This is a genomic window from Carboxydocella sporoproducens DSM 16521 (assembly GCF_900167165.1).
GTDB lineage: Bacteria > Bacillota.
Map to the genome: position 1 here is coordinate 60,076 of NZ_FUXM01000007.1, position 19,689 is coordinate 79,764.

The 19,689-nt window shown below is 51.4% G+C and carries 20 protein-coding genes, 1 tRNA gene and 1 riboswitch; all 21 genes read left to right on the forward strand.

Annotated elements, in window-relative coordinates; translation table 11 throughout:
* Window positions 1–630 (forward strand): stage II sporulation protein M, encoded by a 630-nt coding sequence (gene spoIIM / locus B5D20_RS04500; RefSeq protein ID WP_159071828.1) that lies wholly within the window; start codon window positions 1–3, stop codon window positions 628–630.
* Window positions 631–762: 132 nt separating this feature from the next.
* Entirely contained in the window at window positions 763–1,935 is a 1,173-nt protein-coding gene (locus tag B5D20_RS04505) for a phosphopentomutase (RefSeq protein ID WP_078665032.1), read from the forward strand.
* 13 nt (window positions 1,936–1,948) lie between these two features.
* Window positions 1,949–2,773, forward strand: a complete 825-nt coding sequence (locus B5D20_RS04510) for a purine-nucleoside phosphorylase (RefSeq protein ID WP_078665033.1) — start codon at window positions 1,949–1,951, stop codon at window positions 2,771–2,773.
* Window positions 2,767–3,594 (forward strand): purine-nucleoside phosphorylase, encoded by an 828-nt coding sequence (locus B5D20_RS04515; protein WP_078665034.1) that lies wholly within the window; start codon window positions 2,767–2,769, stop codon window positions 3,592–3,594. The genes B5D20_RS04510 and B5D20_RS04515 overlap by 7 nt, the downstream gene beginning before the upstream one ends.
* A 12-nt stretch (window positions 3,595–3,606) precedes the next feature.
* Entirely contained in the window at window positions 3,607–4,911 is a 1,305-nt protein-coding gene (locus B5D20_RS04520) for a pyrimidine-nucleoside phosphorylase (protein ID WP_078665035.1), read from the forward strand.
* 283 nt (window positions 4,912–5,194) lie between these two features.
* Entirely contained in the window at window positions 5,195–5,890 is a 696-nt protein-coding gene (locus B5D20_RS04525; protein ID WP_078665036.1) for a DUF6230 family protein, read from the forward strand.
* Window positions 5,891–5,936: 46 nt separating this feature from the next.
* A complete protein-coding gene (locus tag B5D20_RS04530; protein WP_078665037.1) occupies window positions 5,937–6,749 on the forward strand; it encodes a DUF6114 domain-containing protein in 813 nt (270 codons plus the stop codon).
* 59 nt (window positions 6,750–6,808) lie between these two features.
* Window positions 6,809–7,138 (forward strand): winged helix-turn-helix domain-containing protein, encoded by a 330-nt coding sequence (locus B5D20_RS04535; protein ID WP_079932891.1) that lies wholly within the window; start codon window positions 6,809–6,811, stop codon window positions 7,136–7,138.
* Window positions 7,139–7,191: 53 nt separating this feature from the next.
* A complete protein-coding gene (locus tag B5D20_RS04540) occupies window positions 7,192–8,046 on the forward strand; it encodes an ABC transporter substrate-binding protein (RefSeq protein ID WP_078665039.1) in 855 nt (284 codons plus the stop codon).
* A 17-nt stretch (window positions 8,047–8,063) separates the two neighbouring features.
* A complete protein-coding gene (locus B5D20_RS04545) occupies window positions 8,064–8,756 on the forward strand; it encodes an ABC transporter permease (RefSeq protein WP_078665040.1) in 693 nt (230 codons plus the stop codon).
* A 1-nt stretch (window position 8,757) separates the two neighbouring features.
* Window positions 8,758–9,819 (forward strand): ABC transporter ATP-binding protein, encoded by a 1,062-nt coding sequence (locus tag B5D20_RS04550; RefSeq protein WP_078665041.1) that lies wholly within the window; start codon window positions 8,758–8,760, stop codon window positions 9,817–9,819.
* A 52-nt stretch (window positions 9,820–9,871) separates the two neighbouring features.
* Window positions 9,872–9,973, forward strand: a riboswitch (glycine riboswitch).
* A 176-nt stretch (window positions 9,974–10,149) separates the two neighbouring features.
* Window positions 10,150–11,247, forward strand: coding sequence for a glycine cleavage system aminomethyltransferase GcvT (gene gcvT / locus B5D20_RS04555; protein ID WP_078665042.1), 1,098 nt, complete (start codon window positions 10,150–10,152; stop codon window positions 11,245–11,247).
* A gap of 6 nt (window positions 11,248–11,253) precedes the next feature.
* Entirely contained in the window at window positions 11,254–11,631 is a 378-nt protein-coding gene (gcvH, locus tag B5D20_RS04560) for a glycine cleavage system protein GcvH (protein ID WP_078665043.1), read from the forward strand.
* Between the two features lie 20 nt (window positions 11,632–11,651).
* A complete protein-coding gene (gcvPA, locus tag B5D20_RS04565; protein ID WP_078665044.1) occupies window positions 11,652–12,989 on the forward strand; it encodes an aminomethyl-transferring glycine dehydrogenase subunit GcvPA in 1,338 nt (445 codons plus the stop codon).
* Window position 12,990: 1 nt separating this feature from the next.
* On the forward strand, window positions 12,991–14,436 hold the full coding sequence (gene gcvPB / locus B5D20_RS04570; RefSeq protein ID WP_078665045.1) for an aminomethyl-transferring glycine dehydrogenase subunit GcvPB: 1,446 nt from the start codon (window positions 12,991–12,993) through the stop codon (window positions 14,434–14,436).
* Window positions 14,436–15,281 (forward strand): LipS1 family lipoyl synthase, encoded by an 846-nt coding sequence (gene lipS1 / locus B5D20_RS04575; protein ID WP_078665046.1) that lies wholly within the window; start codon window positions 14,436–14,438, stop codon window positions 15,279–15,281. The genes gcvPB and lipS1 overlap by 1 nt, the downstream gene beginning before the upstream one ends.
* On the forward strand, window positions 15,278–16,270 hold the full coding sequence (gene lipS2 / locus B5D20_RS04580) for a LipS2 family lipoyl synthase (protein WP_078665047.1): 993 nt from the start codon (window positions 15,278–15,280) through the stop codon (window positions 16,268–16,270). The genes lipS1 and lipS2 overlap by 4 nt, the downstream gene beginning before the upstream one ends.
* Window positions 16,255–17,064 (forward strand): lipoate--protein ligase family protein, encoded by an 810-nt coding sequence (locus B5D20_RS04585; protein WP_200803465.1) that lies wholly within the window; start codon window positions 16,255–16,257, stop codon window positions 17,062–17,064. The genes lipS2 and B5D20_RS04585 overlap by 16 nt, the downstream gene beginning before the upstream one ends.
* A 46-nt stretch (window positions 17,065–17,110) precedes the next feature.
* Window positions 17,111–17,206, forward strand: a tRNA-Cys gene (locus B5D20_RS13825).
* 115 nt (window positions 17,207–17,321) lie between these two features.
* On the forward strand, window positions 17,322–19,280 hold the full coding sequence (locus tag B5D20_RS04590) for a CoB--CoM heterodisulfide reductase iron-sulfur subunit A family protein (RefSeq protein ID WP_078665048.1): 1,959 nt from the start codon (window positions 17,322–17,324) through the stop codon (window positions 19,278–19,280).
* Window positions 19,271–19,687 carry a hydrogenase iron-sulfur subunit gene (locus B5D20_RS04595; RefSeq protein ID WP_078665049.1) on the forward strand — a complete coding sequence of 139 codons (417 nt, stop codon included), beginning with the start codon at window positions 19,271–19,273 and terminating at the stop codon, window positions 19,685–19,687. Before B5D20_RS04590 ends, B5D20_RS04595 begins: the two co-directional genes overlap by 10 nt.
* Window positions 19,688–19,689: the final 2 nt, after the last annotated feature.

Genomic DNA, 19,689 nt, shown 5'->3' on the forward strand with positions numbered 1-19,689 from the left:
ATGCGGAGACTGAAGAAGATATTGAGCCAGTATTTGCGGGAGCGCTGGATGAGTTATCTCTGGGTGCTCCTCCTTTATTTCAGCGGCTATATTCTGGGGGCCCTGGGGCCAGGGGCTCTTGATGCTGGTCAGAAACAGCAGCTGACCCTGCTGGTGGACCATTTCTGGCAAAACCTGTCCAGTCTGGATGTGGATCGGGGCAGGTATTTCTGGTCCCTGGTCCTGGAACAGGGACGCAGCCTGTTTTTGCTTTTTCTGGGTGGCCTGTTTGTCCTGACCCTGCCGTTAGTCTGGGTTGTGGTCTTCTTGCGGGGGTTTGCCCTGGGTTTTACAGCAGCCTTCCTGACTGCGGAAAAAGCTGCTGCCGGGGCAGTTCTGGCCCTGGTTGCCCTTTTACCGCAAAATCTCTTCTTCCTGCCTATGTACTGGGCCGCTGCGGTCAGTTCCCAGCGTTTTGCACTGTACTGGCTTAAAAGCAGACTGGGGCGACGGCAGGGGGATGGCAGGGATGTGCTGCTGGCCTATTTTCTGGTTTTTCTGCTTTATGGCGGGTTATTATTTCTGGGGGCATTAACAGAAACTTACTTTACCCCGGTGTTGATGAAACAGATCTGGCGGTTGTTGAATTAAGAAAAATATTTTTTGATAAATCCTGCTGACCAGGCAGGATTTTCTTTTTCGGTGTGGAATAGAATAATTACTAAAAGGTCAGACGACTAACATTATTGGTGGAGAAACGTTTGCACAGAGGAGGAAGCTAAAATGGCAATATTTAAACGGGCAATCCTGATCGTACTGGACAGTGCGGGTATTGGCGCCCTGCCGGATGCCGACAGGTATGGCGATGCCGGGGCTGATACCCTGGGCCATATTTCCGAAAGGGTAGGAGGATTGAAAGTCCCCAACCTGATTCAGCTAGGGCTAGCCAATATCCGGCCTTTTCCCCACCTGCAACCGATCAGCAATCCCAGGGGAGCTTATGGTCGCTGTGCCGAGATGTCCAATGGCAAGGATACCACCACTGGCCACTGGGAGATGGCTGGCATCATTCTGGAGAAGGCTTTTCGCACTTATCCCCAGGGATTCCCACCGGAAATTATTGCTGAATTTGAACGGCGGATCGGCCGCAAGACCCTGGGCAATGTGGTTGCTTCCGGGACAGTGATTATTGAACAGCTGGGCGAAGAACACATGCGTACCGGCTATCCTATTGTATATACTTCGGCTGATAGCGTTTTCCAGATTGCCGCTCACGAAGAGGTTATACCTATCGAGGAGCTTTACCGCATGTGCCAAATCGCCCGGGAACTACTGGTTGGCGATCATGCCGTAGGGCGGGTAATAGCACGGCCCTTTATCGGGCAACCGGGAGCCTTTAAGCGGACTGAGCGGCGTCATGACTATTCCCTGCAGCCCCCCAAAACCATGTTGCTGGATAAAATCAAGGCACTGGGTTTGGAAGTAATGGCAGTGGGAAAAATTAAAGATATCTATGATGGCCGGGGTGTGACCCAGCATAAACTCACCAAATCCAATATGGATGCTGTGGACAAAACGCTGGAATTCATGGACCAGGGCGACCAGGGCTTGATTTTTGCCAACCTGGTGGATTTTGACTCCCTCTATGGCCATCGCAATGATGTAGAAGGTTATGCCCGGGCTTTAAGCGAATTTGACCAGCGCTTGCCGGAAATCATGGGACGGATGGGCAATGATGACCTGTTAATTATTACGGCAGATCACGGCTGTGATCCTACTGATGCCAGTACAGATCACTCCAGGGAGTATACTCCCCTCCTGGTTTATAGCCCCCGCTATCAGGGGGGCGTAAACCTGGGGACCAGGTCAACTTTTGCCGATATCGGGCAAACCATTGCCCGGGCCCTGGGCACGGAAATCGAAGTCGGCACCTCTTTTCTGGCAGAACTAAAATAGGGGAGGTTAAAGCATGGAACGAGCCTGGAAAGTCAAATTGACTGAAGCTGTGGAGTACATTCGCCGTCACACCGATTACCTGCCGGAAATTGCCTTGATCCTGGGATCCGGACTGGGGGCTCTGGCGGAGGAAATCGAGGAGGCAGTGACCATTCCCTACCGGGAGCTCCCTCATTTCCCGGTATCCACTGTGGAAGGTCATGCCGGTCGTCTGGTGCTGGGCAAGCTGAAAGGCAAAACGGTAGTGGCTATGCAGGGAAGATTTCATTATTATGAAGGTTACAGCATGGGAGAAGTCACCTTCCCGGTACGGGTCATGAAGCTACTGGGGGCACGCCAGCTGTTCGTTACCAATGCGGCCGGTGGTATCAACCGGGAGTTTAAACCGGGAGACCTGATGTTGATAACCGACCATATTAATTTGATGGGCAGCAACCCTCTGATTGGACCTAACTGGGATGATTTTGGCCCCCGTTTTCCGGACATGAGTGCTGCTTACAGTGCCCGTCTCCAGGAAATCGCAGACCGGGTAGCAGCCAGCCAGGGTTTTAAGCTGCAGCGAGGGGTTTATGCCGCCATGACCGGGCCTTCTTATGAAACCCCGGCCGAAATCCGTTATCTGGCCAAAATCGGTGCTGATGCGGTGGGGATGTCCACTGTACCTGAAGTTATTGTAGCCAATCACAGCGGCATGGAAGTGCTGGGTATTTCCTGTATCACCAATATGGCGGCCGGAATTTTGCCGGAGAAACTGGACCACAGTGAAGTAATGGAAACTGCTGAAAGAATTAAAAAGCAATTTTTAGCGCTGGTAAAGGGGATAGTGGAGTTATGTTAGAATTAAGGGAAAAAATTAAGGATGCAGCAAGCTATATTAAAAAAGCACTGGCTGGCCGGGAGCTGCCCCAAATCGGTCTGGTGCTGGGGTCCGGTCTGGGCTCACTGGCAGAGGAGATTGAGGAAACGGTAATTCTGGATTATGCCGAAATCCCCCATTTCCCGGTTTCCACTGTGGCAGGCCATGCTGGCCGCCTGGTTATCGGCTTGCTCTCTGGCAAACGGGTTATGGCCATGCAGGGACGCTTTCACTACTATGAAGGTTATAGCTTGCAGGAAGTAACCTTTCCCATTCGCGTTATGCAGGCCCTGGGGATAAAAGAGCTGATAGTTACCAATGCCTGCGGAGGGATGAATCCCACTTTTGCTCCCGGGGACTTGATGTTAATTTCTGACCATATTAATTTCATTGGCAGCAATCCCTTGATTGGCCCCAATCTGGAGGAATTTGGGCCCCGGTTCCCTGATATGAGTGAAGCCTACAGCCGCCGTTTGCGTGCCCTTGCCCGCCAGGTGGCCGAGGAACAGGGAGTAAAATTGCAGGAAGGGGTATATGTGCCGGTCAGCGGGCCTAATTACTGTACCCCGGCAGAACTGATTTTCCTGCGCCAGATCGGCGGCGACGCGGTGGGCATGTCCACAGTCCCGGAAGTGATTGTTGCTAACCATGGGGGCATGGAGGTACTGGGAATAGCCTGTGTCACCGATATGGCGATAGGAGAACACCTGGAAAAGCTGGAGCATGAGCAGGTAGTTGCGGTGGCGGAACAGGCCCGGCCCCGTTTCATTCAATTGATCAAGGGAATTCTGGCAGCGATGTAAGGAGGAAAGGGCATGCGCGCATATGATATTATCCGCAAAAAACGGGATGGCGGCGAATTGAGCCAGACGGAAATAGAATTCATGGTCCAGGGCTATACCAGCAATGAAATTCCCGATTACCAGATGGCCGCCTGGGCCATGGCTGTCTTCCTGCGGGGGATGAATGCCAGGGAAACAGCGGATTTGACCATGGCTATGGTCCGTTCTGGCGATCAGGTGGACCTAAGTGGCATTGCCGGGATCAAGGTAGATAAGCATTCCACCGGTGGCGTCGGGGATACCACCACCCTGGTGCTGGCTCCTCTGGTAGCAGCAGCCGGGGCACCGGTAGCCAAGATGAGCGGCCGCGGTCTGGGACATACCGGTGGTACTCTGGATAAGTTCGAGTCCATTCCCGGTTTCCGTGTAGAGCTGAATAAAGAGGAGTTTATCCGCAATGTCAACACAGTTGGGGCGGCTGTTGTCGGGCAAACAGGCAATCTGGCCCCGGCTGACAAAAAGCTGTATGCCCTGCGGGATGTCACGGCAACTGTGGATTCTATTCCCTTGATTGCCAGCTCTATTATGAGTAAAAAAATTGCTGCTGGAGCAGATGCCATCGTACTGGATGTTAAAACCGGCAGCGGGGCCTTTATGAAAACCCTGGAGGATTCTTTCGCCCTGGCCCGGGCCATGGTGGCCATTGGCCAGGAGGTAGGGCGAAAAACAGTAGCGGTAATTACCGATATGGACCAGCCTCTGGGTCGGGCGATTGGCAATGCCCTTGAGGTTAAAGAGGCTATTGAAACTTTAAGAGGCGGCGGGCCCTCCGATTTGAGGGAACTTTGCCTGACTCTGGGAGCCCACATGGTCACACTGGCTGGGAAGGCTGCCAATCCGGCGGCAGCCCGGGCCAGACTGGAGGAACTGCTGCAGAATGGGCAGGCTCTGGCCAAATTCAAAGAAATGGTAGCTGCCCAGGGCGGTGACCCCCGGGTTATCGACCAGCCTGAGCTCCTGCCTCAGGCCCAAAAGGTAATTCCTCTCCTGGCAGAACAGGATGGCTATGTGGCGCGAATCGAAGCCGAGGAGCTAGGGATCGCAGCCACCATGCTGGGGGCTGGCCGGGAGACCAAGGAATCAAAAGTGGATCTGGCCGTTGGTTTGGTAGTTAACAAGAAAGTAGGAGAGGCGGTGGCGGCTGGCGAACCACTGGTTTGGCTCCATGTCAACGAGGAACGGCGGCTGGCGGAAGTAATGGCTAAAGTAAAAGCCGCTTTTACCATCAGCTGTCAGCAGCCGGCACCGGCGACCTTGATCTATGGGGAAGTAGTTTAGTTGAGGTTCGAGGGTGGAAGTTTGAAGTTGGATTAGGGACCATGGTGTTAGCCATGGTCTTTTTTTTGAATTACCCCAGGCGGATTACCGGGGTGGTTTCTTTTTGTCTGACCAGCGGTGTTACTGTTCGGTGTACTTAAATGACCATTCAGTCAGAAGATTTATCCTTTTGGAAAAAAATATAGTGTAAAAAATTCAGATAAGTATAATTGTTCTTAGATATATATGAATGAAGATTCATTCCGAGGAAGCCGGGAGAAATAGCGTTAGGGAGGTTGAGAAGATGTTAAGCGTACTGAATTTAAACAAAAAATTATTTTTCTGGTCCCTGGGACTGACACTGGGCAGTCTGTTTTCCGTACTGGTAACTCTGGCCAATACAGGTAATCTCTTTGCTGCCATGCCACTGGCAGGAGTGGGTGGGTTTGTAATTGAAGCTGATAAAATCACGGGTACCAATTTTGAACTGATTCCTTCAGTTGCCGATACCAATTTGTCCAATAAGGAACAGGAAAGCTGGACAGCTTTTCCCCAGTCCCAGACTACCATGGATACTGTGAGTATCTGGGGCCTGCGCCTTTACAAGAATATAGATTTGTCGCATCTGGGTTTTCCGGTGGCCAATTATGTCCAGGTATTAGTGGAAGCCAATACAACTGAAAGTAAATATGTCAGCGGTACCCAGCTGTTGATGAATGCCGATTATATTGAAGCGGAACAAATTGATTTCGGAGATCTGCAGATGGACGAGAATATGAGGACTGACCACCCCAACCTGGTAACCGGAGATGACCAAAAAGCTGATATAGGTATGAAAGCCAGTTCTGTTACCCTGACCAGGGCTAAAATCAATGCCCACTATATGTCCACCAAAACCATGAGCATTCCCGGCATGAAGCTGACTTTGCATCTCTACGACAGCAATAACAGGGAAGTAGCGCCAGCCAATATCATGCATAGCAGCCCCTGGAATAACTGATTTAAGGAAGGCCCGGCTTCCTTATTTTTTTCCTGGAGGGATGAGAATGAAAATTAAAATGCAGGCAATTATACTGGGCGGCTTGCTTGGGGCTTTTGCAGGCGGGGTGTGGTGGCAATTGGGCCTGGTTTCGGCCCTCATTGGTGCCATGGCTGGAATAGGAACAATGATGATTCTGGTCAGGTATTTTCCTCATAAACAGATTGCCTACGGTGTCGAAGGGGCCATTACTCTGGGGTTGATCGGAGGGGCTTTGATGCCCCAAAATTATATATATGCAGGGATAGCTCTTGGTATGACAGCTGGCAGCTGGCTATACAGCGGAATTTTTTCCTGCTGGCTTAACAGGATGCAATTGAAAGGCTGGTATATGGAGTTGCCTGGAAAAATGCTCTGGCGTCCCTTGCTGGCTGCAATAAGTGTAATGATAACGGAAATTGCTTTTAACCCCTGGCTGGCATGGCCTGTGGCTATTCTTGCTACTACCTCCTGGGGCTTTATCCTGGTGCAAAATCGGAAACGTCCTGTTTTGGGGGCAGTATTAACTCTTTTAGGGAGCATTTTAGTTATCTGGTTTGGGATTGATATTGCTCCGGTCCTTTTTTTGCCAGGGAGCGGGCTTTACTGGGCCGGAATGGTTCTGGGGCTGGGATTGCTGGCCTTATCATTACTGGCTCTGTTTTTCCCCCGCTGGCATCTGGGTTTAGGGGTTACCATCCTGATTCTGTCAATTCTCTCGTATGTTGGAGCTGCCGGTGGATTAGTGCTGGGAGGGTTGCTGTCTCTTCTGGGCGGATGTTTGATCCTGGCCTGGGCCGGTCAAAAAATTGAAAAAAATAATGTTAATTTAGCTCAATGACGGCAGGAATTTTCCTTTTCCTGCCGAATATATTTTTATCCAACAGTGGAGGCGAGAAGATGGAGGTTCGTTGGAAAGCGTGGCTGGTATATGATGATAAGGCAGTGGGTGGGAGCGGATTGTGTGCACTGCTTAAAGCTATACAGCAGTATGGTTCTCTGAACCAGGCTGCACAGAAATTGGGTATATCATACCGCCAGGCCTGGGGCCGGCTGCGCAAAGCTGAAGCTGTTTTACAGCGGGAACTGGTTTACAAGCAAACTGGAGGAGAAAATGGAGGGGGAATGAGTCTGACTGGAGATGGGGAGCGACTTTTACTGTTTTTTGAACAAATGACAGCAGAGATAAATGCGGTTGTCAGTTACTGGCAACAAAGAAAGCCATTTTAATTTTTTTATCTGCGTTATGTACATTTTAACAGAACGAGGGAGGAAGTTGTTTTATGAAAAGAACTGCTATCTTATTTACAGTTATCATGCTTTTTATCGCCAGTTTAACTGGTTGCGGTTCCCAGCAGGAAAAGGCTAAAAATACAATAGCAGAAAAAAGTAACAAAGATGTGATCCTGGCTACTACCACCAGCACCCAGGATTCAGGTTTGCTGGATGTGTTGATACCTGCTTTTGAAAAAGAAACTGGATATAATGTCAAAACAATTGCGGTAGGAACTGGTCAGGCTCTGGCTATGGGAGAAAGAGGAGAAGCTGATGTCCTGTTGACTCACGCACCGGCATCTGAACAAAAGCTGGTGGATAAAGGGATTGTGACTGACTACTCTCTGGTAATGCACAATGACTTTATCCTGGTTGGCCCAGCAGAGGACCCAGCCAGAGTTAAAGGAAAAGAAATAAAAGAGGCACTCAAAGCTATCTCTCAGCAGCAGGCTCTATTCTTATCCCGGGGGGATAATTCCGGTACCCACAAGTTTGAACAAAAAATATGGGAAAAGGTAGGAATAAAACCTGCCGGCAAATGGTATCAGTCTACTGGCAGCGGGATGGGACAAACCCTGAGTGTGGCTGCAGAAAAACGGGGTTATACAATTACAGACCGGGGCACTTACCTGGCCTTAAAAGACAAGTTGAATTTGGAGATTTTGGTCCAGGGCAGTAATGAGTTAAAGAATATCTACCATGTCATGGCAGTAAATCCTGACAAATATCCCAAAGTTAATGCTAAAGGAGCTCGAGCTTTTATCGCCTTTTTACTTAAACCGGACACCCAGAAGTTGATCGGCCAGTTTGGGGTGGATAAATATGGCCAGCCCCTGTTTTATCCTGATGCTATAAAACAGTAACAAAGTAGGTGCAAGGGATGGAATTGATCTGGGAAGGGATGGTTCAGGCGCTGAAATTATTGTTCCAGGGGGACCGGGAAACCTGGGCCATTATTGCCCTTTCTTTGCGGGTTTCAGGTACAGCTACTATCTTAAGTCTTGTCATAGGGATTCCCCTGGGTGTGTACCTGGCTTTAGGGGATTTTCGGGGGCGGCGCTTGCTGGTGACTCTGGTTAACAGCGGTATGGGTATGCCGCCGGTGGTAGCTGGTCTGCTGGTGACCATTTTGCTCTGGCGTAATGGGCCCCTGGGTTTCTTTCATCTTCTCTATACCCCTGCCGCCATGATTATCGCTCAGACTTTGATTGCTGCTCCTATCATTGTGGGGTTGACTATGGCCGCCATTCAACAGATTAACCCCAAATTGGTCTGGCAGCTGCAATCTTTAGGGGCGAGTCCTTTACATATTATCGGGATCCTGTTAAAGGAGGCCCGTTATTCCCTGCTGGCAGCAGTGATGGCAGGATTTGGGGCAGTGGTTTCGGAAGTAGGTGCTTCCATGATGGTAGGGGGCAATATCCAGGGGGAAACCCGGGTTTTAACCACAGCAACAGTAATGGAAGTAAGTAAAGGCAATTTTGGCCTGGCCATGGCTTTGAGTTTTGTTCTGCTATTTTTAAGTTATGGAGTAACCTATCTGCTCACCCTGTTGCAGCAAAGGAGAGGTTGAAATGGGCTGGCCGCTGTTACTGGAAAATCTACAGGTAAAGCGCGGGGGTAAGCTGGTACTTGCCGTGCCGCGCTTAGAGCTTGGAGCCGGGGAAATCATGGCGGTGCTGGGTCCCAATGGGGCAGGCAAAAGTACATTGCTGCTGACAGTGGCCGGGATCCTCTGTCCCAGCCAGGGCAGCATTCGCGCCGGGGAAATGGTCTGGGGCCCGGGCCGGGACCCTTATCAATGGCGCCAGGCGGTAACCCTGGTTTTTCAGGAGGCATTGCTGGTCAGTGGAACCGTACTGGATAATGTCACCCTGGGGCTGAAATTTCGTGGCCTATCTGCCCGGGAGCGGGAACAGCTGGCCGGGCCCTGGCTGGAACGGCTGGGCTTGACGGAGCTGGCCCGGCGCCGAGTTCAAGATTTAAGTGGAGGGGAAGCTCAGCGGGTAGCCCTGGCCCGTGCCCTGGTTCTTAAGCCCCAGGTGCTCTTGCTGGATGAACCTTTTGCCGCTGTGGATGCACCTACCCGTAGCCGTCTCCTGCGGGAATTGCGTCTGTTATTGAAAGAAACGGGCATCACCACCCTGTTCATTACCCATGACTTTCGGGAATTGCCGTTACTGGCTGACCGGGGGCTGGTACTGTTGCAGGGGCAAATGGCTCAGGTGGGAACGGTACGGGAACTGGCCGAACGGCCGGCTAGTGAGGCGATAGCTCGTTTTTTTGGGGTGGAAAATCTCTGGCCTACCGGAGGGAGTCTGCCGGGTTTAAAGGAACTGCCGCCCGGTCTGGGGGCTATTCCGGCCCGGTGCGTGCGAATCCTCGGCGCCAAACCGGCTGTAGCCGGTGAGAGCTGGCTTTGGCCTGGGAAGGTAAAATATGTGGAAGAACACTGGGATGGGGTTTACTATTGTCTCCTTTGTGAAGGACTGGAAGTTTGGGGCTGGGCAGATAACCAGCTGCGGCTGCAATTAGGGGAACAGGCCTGGGCAGTAATCAATAAAAAACAGTTACATTATATTGAAACCCGGAATAGCCTAAATTTTTTGTCAGATCAAGAAGGACTTCCGGGTTAGTTGGCGAATATATTATAAATGGAGACCTGCCTTGAAACTGAATATACGGGGGAGGAAGAGGTCGGGAGAGACCCTTAAAGGGCGCCGAAGGAGCAAGATGGGCGGTTGGCGGCCGCAGATCAAAACTCTCAGGCAAAAGAACTGACTTCAGACCCCACTCTGGAGAGCTTTCGGGTAGACTGCCAGGTTGCCCGAAACACCCAAGGGGAAGCCCGTAACTATTGCGGGTAATCTCTCAGGTAACCAGGACAGAGAAAAGCCAAAAAGGCTTGTCTCTGTCCTTTTTATTTGTCCCCATTGGCACATACTAATGTTAAGGAGGTGTTCCTGTTGGCAGAATTGAAACGCACTCCCCTTTATGAGTTGCATATAGCCGCCGGAGCGAAGATGGTGGATTTTGGGGGCTGGGAAATGCCGGTTCAGTACAGTGGCATTATCGATGAACACCAGACCGTCCGCCAGGCAGCAGGTCTCTTTGATGTCTCCCACATGGGGGAAATTACCGTTAAAGGCCCCGGGGCCCTGGCCTTTCTGGAAAAGTTGCTGCCCAACCAGGTGGCCAGGTTAGCAAAAGGGCAAATCCTCTATTCTCCCATGTGCTATGAACACGGTGGCACGGTGGATGACCTGCTGGTATACAAGGAGGATGAGGAGGAATATCTCCTTGTAGTCAATGCCGGCAATACTGATAAGGATTATGAATGGATCAAGCAGCTGGCCCCGGCAGGAGTGGAGGTGGAAAACATTTCCCATACTGTGGCCCAGCTGGCCATTCAGGGACCTCAGGCTACTGCGATCCTTAAGCCCCTTACTCCCGTTCAGTTAGATGCTATTCGCTACTACTGGTTCACCCGAGGTGAGGTTGCGGGCATACCCTGTATTATCTCCCGCACCGGCTACACCGGGGAGGATGGCTGGGAACTTTATTGTTCACCGGACCAGGCCAGGCAGCTCTGGCAAACCCTGCTTACGGCTGGACAGGATAAGGGTATTAAGCCTATCGGTTTGGGGGCCCGGGATACCCTGCGCTTTGAGGCTGCTATGCCTCTATATGGCCATGAACTGAGCGAAGATATTACACCCCTGGAAGCTGGCCTGAAGAGATTCATCGCCCTTGATAAACCGGAAGATTTCATCGGCAAGCCTGCTCTTACGGCCCAGGCTGAAGCAGGACTGAAGCGCAAGCTGGTAGGTCTGGAAATGGTAGAGCGGGGCATTGCCCGGCAGGGTTACCTGGTAGTCAACCAGGGACAGGAAATCGGGGTAGTAACCTCTGGAACCATGGCACCTACCCTGGGCAAGAATCTGGCCATGGCTCTGGTGGCTATAGAAGTAGCTCAACCTGGCCAGGAAGTGGCTGTATTAATTCGTAACAAGGAAGTAAAGGCAAAAATAACTAATTTGCCTTTTTATAAAAGAGGGAGGTAATTGAGTATGAGTAAGGTACTGGCAGACTTAAAGTATACCAAAGAACATGAATGGGTAAAAATCGAAGGCAATATTGCTACTATCGGCATTACAGATCACGCTCAGGAAGCCCTTGGCGACGTAGTTTTTGTAGATTTGCCGCCGGTAGGTACAGAAATCAGTGCTGGAGAAAGCTTCGGTACTGTGGAATCAGTAAAAGCCGTTTCAGATATTTATGCTCCTGTAACAGGCAAAGTGATAGAAGTAAACCAGGAGCTTATCGACGCCCCTGAAAAAATCAATGAAGATGCCTATGCTGCCTGGATGGTCAAGGTGGAAATCAGCGAAGAACCGGCGGATTTGCTGACTGCTGACGAATACGAAGAATTGCTGGCCAACGAATAAGAGCGAGGGGGCATAACCGCATGTATATACCGCATACCGAGGCTGAGCGGCGGGAAATGCTGGCCGCTATGGGAGTGAACAGTATTGAGGACTTGTTTGCTGACATTCCGGCGGAAGTGAAAATGCAGCGGCCATTACAGATTCCCGGGTTTAAGAACGAGATGGAAGTAGCTGCCCATTTGCGGGAACTGGCTGCCAAAAACGCCAGCCTGCAGGAATATGTATCCTTCCTGGGGGCAGGGGTTTATGACCATCATATTCCCAGTGCCGTAGATCATATTCTCCTGCGTTCCGAGTTTTACACAGCCTATACTCCCTATCAGCCGGAAATAAGCCAGGGGACGCTGACTGCGATTTTTGAATTCCAGACCCTGATCTGCCAGTTGACTGGCATGGATGTGGCCAATGCTTCTATGTATGATGGGGCTACAGCCATGGCGGAAGCGGCCCTGATGGGCTGTGCAGCCACCCGCCGGCCGCGGATTCTGATTTCCACTGCCGTTCATCCTGAATACCGGGCCGTGGTGAAGACCTATGCCCGGGGCCAGGGGCTGGAAGTGGTGGAAATCCCCTATGAAGACGGAGTAACCTCTGAAGCTGCGTTACAGGAACAACTGGATACATTGGCTGGGGTGGTGATTATCCAGCAACCTAACTTCTTTGGCTGTCTGGAGCAGGGCGAGAGGATTGGTGAGATGGCCAAACAGGCTGGGGCCAAATTTGTGGTTATCGCTGACCCCATTTCCCTGGGACTTTTGACTCCTCCTGGTGAATATGGTGCGGATATCGTGGTTGGTGATGGCCAGCCCTGGGGCAATCCTCCCAGTTTTGGCGGACCTTCTTTTGGCTTTATGGCTGTGAAAGAGGAGATGGTAAGACGGATGCCGGGCCGAATTGTCGGACAGACCGTTGACAATCGGGGCCAGCGGGCTTTTGTTCTCACCCTGCAGGCCCGGGAACAACATATTCGCCGGGAAAAAGCTACCTCCAACATTTGTTCCAACCAGGCTCTCTGTGCGCTGGCTGCCACTATTCACCTGAGTTTGCTGGGCAAGCAGGGGGTTAGGAAAGTTGCCGAATTGAATGTGCAAAAGGCCCACTATCTCTTTGAGGAAATGAAAAAACTTCCCGGCTTTGCACCAGCCTTTACAGCACCCTTTTTCCGGGAATTTGCTATCAAGACTCCTCAATCGCCCCGGCGGATCAATGAAAAGTTGCTGGCCCACAAGTTTATTGGCGGTTTGGATCTGGAGCGGGTTTATCCCGAACTGACCAGTACCCAGCTGTGGACAGCCACTGAAAAACGAACCAGGCAGGAAATAGACCGTCTGATCGCAGTGCTGGGGGAGGTGAAGTAAGATGGCCAAACTCATTTTTGAGCTCAGCCGCCCTGGTTGTGTTGGTCATCCCCTGCCGGATTGTGATGTACCTGCCCGGGAGCTGGCTGAACTGTTACCGGGAGTGGAATTAAGAGAAGAAGTAAAGGGCTTGCCGGAAGTGAGTGAAGTGGAAGTCATTCGCCATTTCACCGAGCTTTCCCGTCTCAATCACGGGGTGGATTCCGGTTTTTATCCCCTGGGCTCCTGTACGATGAAATATAATCCTAAAATCAATGAAAATACCGCTCGCTTACCCGGTTTTGCCTGGCTGCATCCCTATCAGCCGGAGGAGTCGATCCAGGGGGCTCTGGAGTTGCTGTACCAGACCCAGGAGTATCTGGCGGAAATCGCCGGTTTGCCGGCAGTGACCCTGCAACCGGCAGCGGGGGCGCACGGGGAATATACCGGGATGATGATCATCCGGGCCTACCATGAGAGCCGGGGGGATAAACGCACCAGGGTGATTGTTCCTGACTCCGCCCATGGCACCAACCCGGCTACTGCCGCCATTTGCGGCTATTCAGTGGTAGCGGTGAAATCCGATGAGCGGGGCTGTGTGGATGTGGAAGCCCTGAAAAAGGTGATGGATGAGCATGTCGCTGCCTTAATGCTGACCAACCCCAACACTCTGGGTTTGTTTGAAGAAAACATCCGGGAAATTGCGGAAATCGTGCATAGCAAAGGCGGTTTGCTCTACTATGATGGGGCCAATGCCAATGCCATTATGGGAATTGCTCGGCCGGGAGATATGGGCTTTGATGTAATGCACTTTAACCTGCATAAGACCTTTTCCACTCCCCACGGGGGCGGCGGCCCTGGTTCCGGTCCGGTAGCAGTGCGGGATTTCCTGGCACCTTTCCTGCCTGTACCGGTTGTAGTGAAAGGCGAGGATGGTTACCGCCTGGATTATGATCGGCCCCAGTCCATTGGTAAGGTGCGTTCCTTCTATGGCAACTTCGGGGTGGCAGTTAAGGCCTATACTTACATGCGGGCTCTGGGCGGAGAAGGCCTGAAGGCTGTCAGCGAAAATGCTGTACTTAATGCCAACTACTTGCTCAGTCAGTTGAAACAGCATTATTATCTTCCTGTTGACAGGATTTGCAAACACGAATTTGTGCTCAATTCCAAAAAGCAAAAACCTTATGGTGTCAGAACTATGGATATAGCCAAACGGTTACTGGACTATGGCTATCATCCGCCTACGGTCTACTTCCCGCTGATCGTGGAGGAAGCCCTGATGATCGAACCCACAGAAACGGAGTCCAAACAGACTCTGGATGAATTTATTGCCAGTATGATCAAAATCGCCCGGGAAGCGGAGGAAAATCCGGAGCTGCTGACATCAGCTCCCCATACTACCCCCATTGGTCGGGTAGATGAAGCCCGGGCGGCCAGACAGCCTGTATTGAAATGGGATGGTCAATAATGGAAAAGAAATTACAAACGGCCTGGCAAGTGCGCCAGGCCCATTTTCCCCCCAGAATTTATTTTGACCGCCCCCATGCAACCAAAGGGGTAAGTGTGACCGGCAAGGAATGTGCCCTGAATTGCAGTCATTGCGGTGGGCATTATCTGGAAAAGATGGCTGCTTTGAAACCAGAAATCTTAGGGCAAGCTAAAAGCTATCTGATTAGCGGCGGCTGTGATGGTCAGGGCCGGGTCCCCTGGTTCCGCCAGCTGGATCTACTGCTCCAGGCCAAAGGAAAGAGCCGCTACAACATGCATGTGGGATTGGTGAATGAGGAGGAAATTCCAGCTCTGGCCCGGATTGCTGATGTGGTTTCCTTTGATTTTGTTGCTGATGATGCTACCATCCGCGAAGCCCTGGGCCTGGAAAAAACGGTGGAAGATTATGTCCGGGTCTATCAGGCTCTCAGGCAAAAGGTCAGAGTTTTGCCCCATATTTGTATCGGTTTGCGCGGAGGAGAGGAAAGCGGGGAAGAAAGAGCGCTGGATTTGCTGGCCGAGCTGGGGACCGAGGGACTGGTTTTTATAGTCTTTACCCCGACTCCCGGCACCCGCTATGCCGATCGTCAGCCGCCGCCCTTAGAACGAGTGGTGGATTTGCTGAGCGAGGCCCGTTTGCGTTTTCCTAATTTGCCCATTCACCTGGGGTGTATGCGGCCCAAAGGCAAATATCGGGCCCGGCTGGACGAACTGGCCATCAGGGCCGGGATCAACCGGCTGGTGCAGCCCACCCCGGGAGCTGTTCAGCTGGCGCAAACCCTGGGACTGGAGATAGTCTACGGGGAGGAGTGTTGTGTACTATGATCAAGGTTTCAGCGGGTACAGCCCATGTACTGGGGCTAAAACAGCTTAAAACCGATGCCCCTCCCACCACCGCCTATTTGATGGCGGGGGAAAAGTGCAGTCGTTCCTGTGGCTTCTGTCCTCAAGGCCGGGACAGCCAGAGCCGTTCTGATCTCCTCTCCCGGGTGACCTGGCCGGGTTTTCAGATGCAGGAAGTGGTGCCCCGGATTGCTGCAGCTTTTCAGTCCGGGGAGATCAAACGCACCTGTTTGCAAGTGGTTAACAGCCGGGAGGCCTGGCTACATACCCGGGAGATGATTGCAGAACTGACACGGCAAACCGATGTGCCCATTTGCCTTTCCTGCACTCGCATGGATATGGCTCGGCTGGAGGAAATGCTGGCTGCGGGTGTAGAACGGATTGGATTACCTCTGGATGTAGCTAATCCTGAACTATATAGCCAGATCAAGGGCGGTTCCTGGAGTGAACAGCTGGCTTTTATCGAAGCTGCCGCCCGAACTTTTCCGGGGCGAATTAGCACTCATCTCATCGTTGGCCTGGGAGAGCGGGAAGAAGAAATTTGCCAGCTGCTGCAGCGTTTTACCGACCAGGGAATAACAGTGGCTCTTTTTGCCTTTACCCCTGTGCCGGGTACAGCTCTGGCAGACCGGCCGCCACCACCGCTGGCCCAGTATCGCCGCATCCAGGCTGCCCACTGGTTAATCAAAAACAAACTGGTCAGGGTAGAACAAATGATTTTTACTGCCAGTGGTCGCCTGGTTTATCTGGGAGCCAGGGAGCAGTTACGGCAATGGCTGGCCTGTGGCAGGGCATTCCAGACCAGTGGCTGTCCAGATTGCAACCGGCCCTATTATAATGAGAAACCAGGGGGTATTATGTATAATTATCCCCGGCCGCTGACTGAAGCAGAGAGAGAGCAGGAACTGGCTTTCCTTTTCAGCAGTCTGAAAACTGAGCCGAAGGAGGAGGAACAGTGCAGTGGCGCTTGATTGATAGTGGCAGCATGGACCCTTACTGGAATATGGCCGTGGATGAAGCCATTCTGGAAGCAGTAGCTGCTGGCCAGGTTCCTCCTACCCTGCGCTTTTATGCCTGGCAGCCTCCCGGGCTGTCCCTGGGGTATTTTCAGCGGCTGCAACAGGAAGTGGACCTGGTTGCCTGTCAGCGGCTGGGAGTAAAAGTAGTGCGCCGCCTGACTGGAGGCAGAGCGGTTCTTCATGAACATGAGCTGACCTATAGCCTGATAGCCCCGCAGGACCATCCGGCGGTTAGCGGTTCAGTGCTGGAATCATATTTAAAGATTTCCCGGGGTCTGCTGACAGGTTTAAAAAATCTGGGGATCGATGCATGTCTGGCAGAAGGTAAAAGCGGAACAGAACCGGCTTCTTCAGCCTGTTTTGATGCTCCTTCCCGGTATGAACTGACGGTAGAGGGCAAAAAATTAGTGGGCAGTGCCCAGACCCGCAAACAGGGAGTGGTTTTGCAGCACGGTTCCATCCTGGTGCGGCTGGAGACGGAGAAACTTTTCGCCTGTCTCCGCTTTCCCAGCGAAGAAATGCGGAGGCGGCTGCTCAGTAATTTTCACCAGCGGGCTATCACTATTGGTGCGATTCTGGGACGGGAACCGGAATATGAGGAACTGGTAACTGCCTTTACAGCTGGCTTTAGCCAGGGCCTGGGTATAGAACTGCAAACGGGTTTGCTTACAGAGCAGGAAAAGGCACAGGCAGCAATGCTGGTAGCGGAAAAATACAGCCAGGAAAGCTGGAACAATTTACGATAACTAATTTTTATTTTTATCATAAGTAATAATTGGGTATAATATGAGCGGGGAGAAGGGGGCTGGGTCCCTCCACGGACTGCAAATCCGCTCGGCCTGGACGTAACCCGTCCGGGGGTTGGTTCGATTCCAACTCTCCCCTCCATACCGGTACTGTTACCGGTATTTTTTTTAACTTGATTATAACAAAAAGTTATTAGCCAGATAATAATAAGTTATTGTATAATTTAACAGAGTATTGTTGATAAGGGGATGGAATAATGGGGAAAACTGGAGTGTTTGTCTGCTGGTGTGGGTCCAATATCGGTGGTGTTGTGAATGTACCGCAAGTGGTGGAAGCTGTACGTTCATTGCCAGGAGTAGTGCTGGCAACAGATCACAAGTATACTTGCTCTGAACCAGGGCAACAGATGATCATTTCGGCTATCCAGGAGCATGGTTTGGAACGGGTGGTAGTTGCTTCCTGCTCTCCACGCATGCACGAGCTTACCTTCCGTAAAACCCTGAAGCGAGCTGGTTTGAATCCATATATGCTGGAAATGGCTAATTTGCGCGAACATTGTTCCTGGATTCATTCTCATCTACCCCAGCTGGCCACAGAAAAGGCTATTGCCCTGGTCAAAAAAGCCATTGCCAAAGTTAGTCGGGCCAAACCGTTGTTTGAAGATTTTTTGCCTATAAATAAAAGAGCACTGGTGATAGGGGGCGGAATAGCCGGGTTGCAAGCTGCTCTGGATATTGCTGAACATGGCTATGAAGTGGTACTGGTAGAAAAAGAGCCAACCATTGGTGGTAAAATGGCAGCTCTGGATAAAACTTTTCCTACCCTGGACTGTTCAGCCTGTATATGTACACCAAAAATGGTGGAGGCAGCCCAGCATCCAAAGATAAAAATTTATACTCTGGCGGAAGTAGCTAAGGTTGAGGGCTATCTGGGCAATTTTACTGTTACCGTTCACCAGAAACCACGGTATATAGATCTGGCCAGATGTTCCGGGTGCGGCATTTGTGAAAGTAAGTGCCCGAGCAAGGTAGCCAGTGAATTTGAACAGGGCCTGAGCATGCGACCAGCCATTTATAGACCTTTTCCCCAGGCTGTACCCAATAAACCGGTTATCGATGCTAGAAATTGCCGTAAAATTCAGGAAAATAAATGTGGTCTCTGTGCTAAAATTTGTCCCAATGGAGCTATTGATTACACTCAACAGGAGGAATTGATCCAGGAACAGGTAGGAGCGATTGTGGTAGCTACCGGTTATGAGCTTTTTGACTGGACCAGATATGAGGAATATGGCGGGGGTAGATACCGGGATGTCATCAGCGGTTTACAACTGGAACGCCTGTTAAATGCATCCGGACCTACCGGCGGCAAAATCCTGCGGCCTTCTGACGGTAAAGTTCCCCGGAGTGTGGTTCTGGTCAAATGTGTCGGTTCCCGGGACTACCGGAAAGGCAAGAGTTATTGTTCCAGAGCCTGTTGCATGTATACTGCCAAACATGCAATGCAAATCAAGGAAAAAATCCCGTCAGCGGAGGTCTATGTCTTTTATATGGATGTGCGAACTGCCGGTAAGATGTATGAGGAATTTTACCTGAGGGCAGTAGAGGAATATGGGGTTAATTACCTGCGTGGCAGAGTCGCCAAAATTTATGAACGAGATAACAGATTGATCGTCTGGGGTGAAGATACCCTCAGCGGGCAGAAGGTAGAAATCGCGGCTGATCTGGTGGTTCTGGCTACCGGAATGGTACCGGCTGCCGGTGCGGAACAGCTGGCCCAGATTTGCAGCTTCGCTGCGGACAGCAATGGCTTTTACATGGAAGCTCACCCCAAATTGAGGCCAGTTGAAACCAATACTGCTGGCATATTTTTAGCCGGTTGCTGTCAGGGGCCCAAAGATATCCCGGACACAGTGGCGCATGCCAGTGCAGCGGCCAGCAAAGTAACAGCCCTCTTTGCCCAGCAACATCTGGTAACCAATCCGATGGTTGCAGAAGTAAATGAGCAGCTTTGTTCAGGATGTATGCATTGTCAAAGCATATGTCCCTATCATGCTTTAGAGTTCAAGGAAAGCCAGGGGCGATGGGTGACTATGGTAAATAAAGGGCTCTGTCAGGGCTGTGGTGCCTGTACCGTTGCCTGTCGTTCCGGGGCGTTGAATCTCAGTGGTTACACCAATGAGCAATTGCTGGCGGAGGTGGTCTGGGCATGTCAGTAAAGGAATGGCAGCCTAAAATCATTGGATTTTGCTGTAACTGGTGTAGTTATGCCGGGGCAGACCTGGCAGGGATTAGCCGCTTGCAACAACCGCCTAATGTCAGGGTCATCCGGGTGCCCTGTTCCGGCAGGGTAAATCCGCAATTTATTCTTAAAGCTTTTCAGCATGGGGCCGATGGGGTACTGGTGGCTGGCTGTCATCCGGGTGACTGTCATTATGCTACTGGTAACTATTTCACGCGCAGAAGATTTTTGATTTTCAAGCGATTACTGGAATATGTAGGCTATGAACCGGGTCGGTTGAGAGCCCGCTGGATATCAGGAGCGGAAGGGCAAAAATTCGCTTCTACTACCCGGGAAATGGTAGAAGAGATTAAACTGCTAGGCCCCAATCGACGATTGAGGTGAAA

Excerpts from the sequence above, each read along its gene's own strand:
- spoIIM (WP_159071828.1), top strand. The coding sequence starts at position 1 with ATGCGGAGACTGAAGAAGATATTGAGCCAGTATTTGCGGGAGCGCTGG.
- B5D20_RS04505 (WP_078665032.1), top strand. The coding sequence starts at position 763 with ATGGCAATATTTAAACGGGCAATCCTGATCGTACTGGACAGTGCGGGT.
- B5D20_RS04510 (WP_078665033.1), top strand. The coding sequence starts at position 1,949 with ATGGAACGAGCCTGGAAAGTCAAATTGACTGAAGCTGTGGAGTACATT.
- B5D20_RS04515 (WP_078665034.1), top strand. The coding sequence starts at position 2,767 with ATGTTAGAATTAAGGGAAAAAATTAAGGATGCAGCAAGCTATATTAAA.
- B5D20_RS04520 (WP_078665035.1), top strand. The coding sequence starts at position 3,607 with ATGCGCGCATATGATATTATCCGCAAAAAACGGGATGGCGGCGAATTG.
- B5D20_RS04525 (WP_078665036.1), top strand. The coding sequence starts at position 5,195 with ATGTTAAGCGTACTGAATTTAAACAAAAAATTATTTTTCTGGTCCCTG.
- B5D20_RS04530 (WP_078665037.1), top strand. The coding sequence starts at position 5,937 with ATGAAAATTAAAATGCAGGCAATTATACTGGGCGGCTTGCTTGGGGCT.
- B5D20_RS04535 (WP_079932891.1), top strand. The coding sequence starts at position 6,809 with ATGGAGGTTCGTTGGAAAGCGTGGCTGGTATATGATGATAAGGCAGTG.
- B5D20_RS04540 (WP_078665039.1), top strand. The coding sequence starts at position 7,192 with ATGAAAAGAACTGCTATCTTATTTACAGTTATCATGCTTTTTATCGCC.
- B5D20_RS04545 (WP_078665040.1), top strand. The coding sequence starts at position 8,064 with ATGGAATTGATCTGGGAAGGGATGGTTCAGGCGCTGAAATTATTGTTC.
- B5D20_RS04550 (WP_078665041.1), top strand. The coding sequence starts at position 8,758 with ATGGGCTGGCCGCTGTTACTGGAAAATCTACAGGTAAAGCGCGGGGGT.
- gcvH (WP_078665043.1), top strand. The coding sequence starts at position 11,254 with ATGAGTAAGGTACTGGCAGACTTAAAGTATACCAAAGAACATGAATGG.
- gcvPA (WP_078665044.1), top strand. The coding sequence starts at position 11,652 with ATGTATATACCGCATACCGAGGCTGAGCGGCGGGAAATGCTGGCCGCT.
- gcvPB (WP_078665045.1), top strand. The coding sequence starts at position 12,991 with ATGGCCAAACTCATTTTTGAGCTCAGCCGCCCTGGTTGTGTTGGTCAT.
- lipS1 (WP_078665046.1), top strand. The coding sequence starts at position 14,436 with ATGGAAAAGAAATTACAAACGGCCTGGCAAGTGCGCCAGGCCCATTTT.
- lipS2 (WP_078665047.1), top strand. The coding sequence starts at position 15,278 with ATGATCAAGGTTTCAGCGGGTACAGCCCATGTACTGGGGCTAAAACAG.
- B5D20_RS04590 (WP_078665048.1), top strand. The coding sequence starts at position 17,322 with ATGGGGAAAACTGGAGTGTTTGTCTGCTGGTGTGGGTCCAATATCGGT.
- B5D20_RS04595 (WP_078665049.1), top strand. The coding sequence starts at position 19,271 with ATGTCAGTAAAGGAATGGCAGCCTAAAATCATTGGATTTTGCTGTAAC.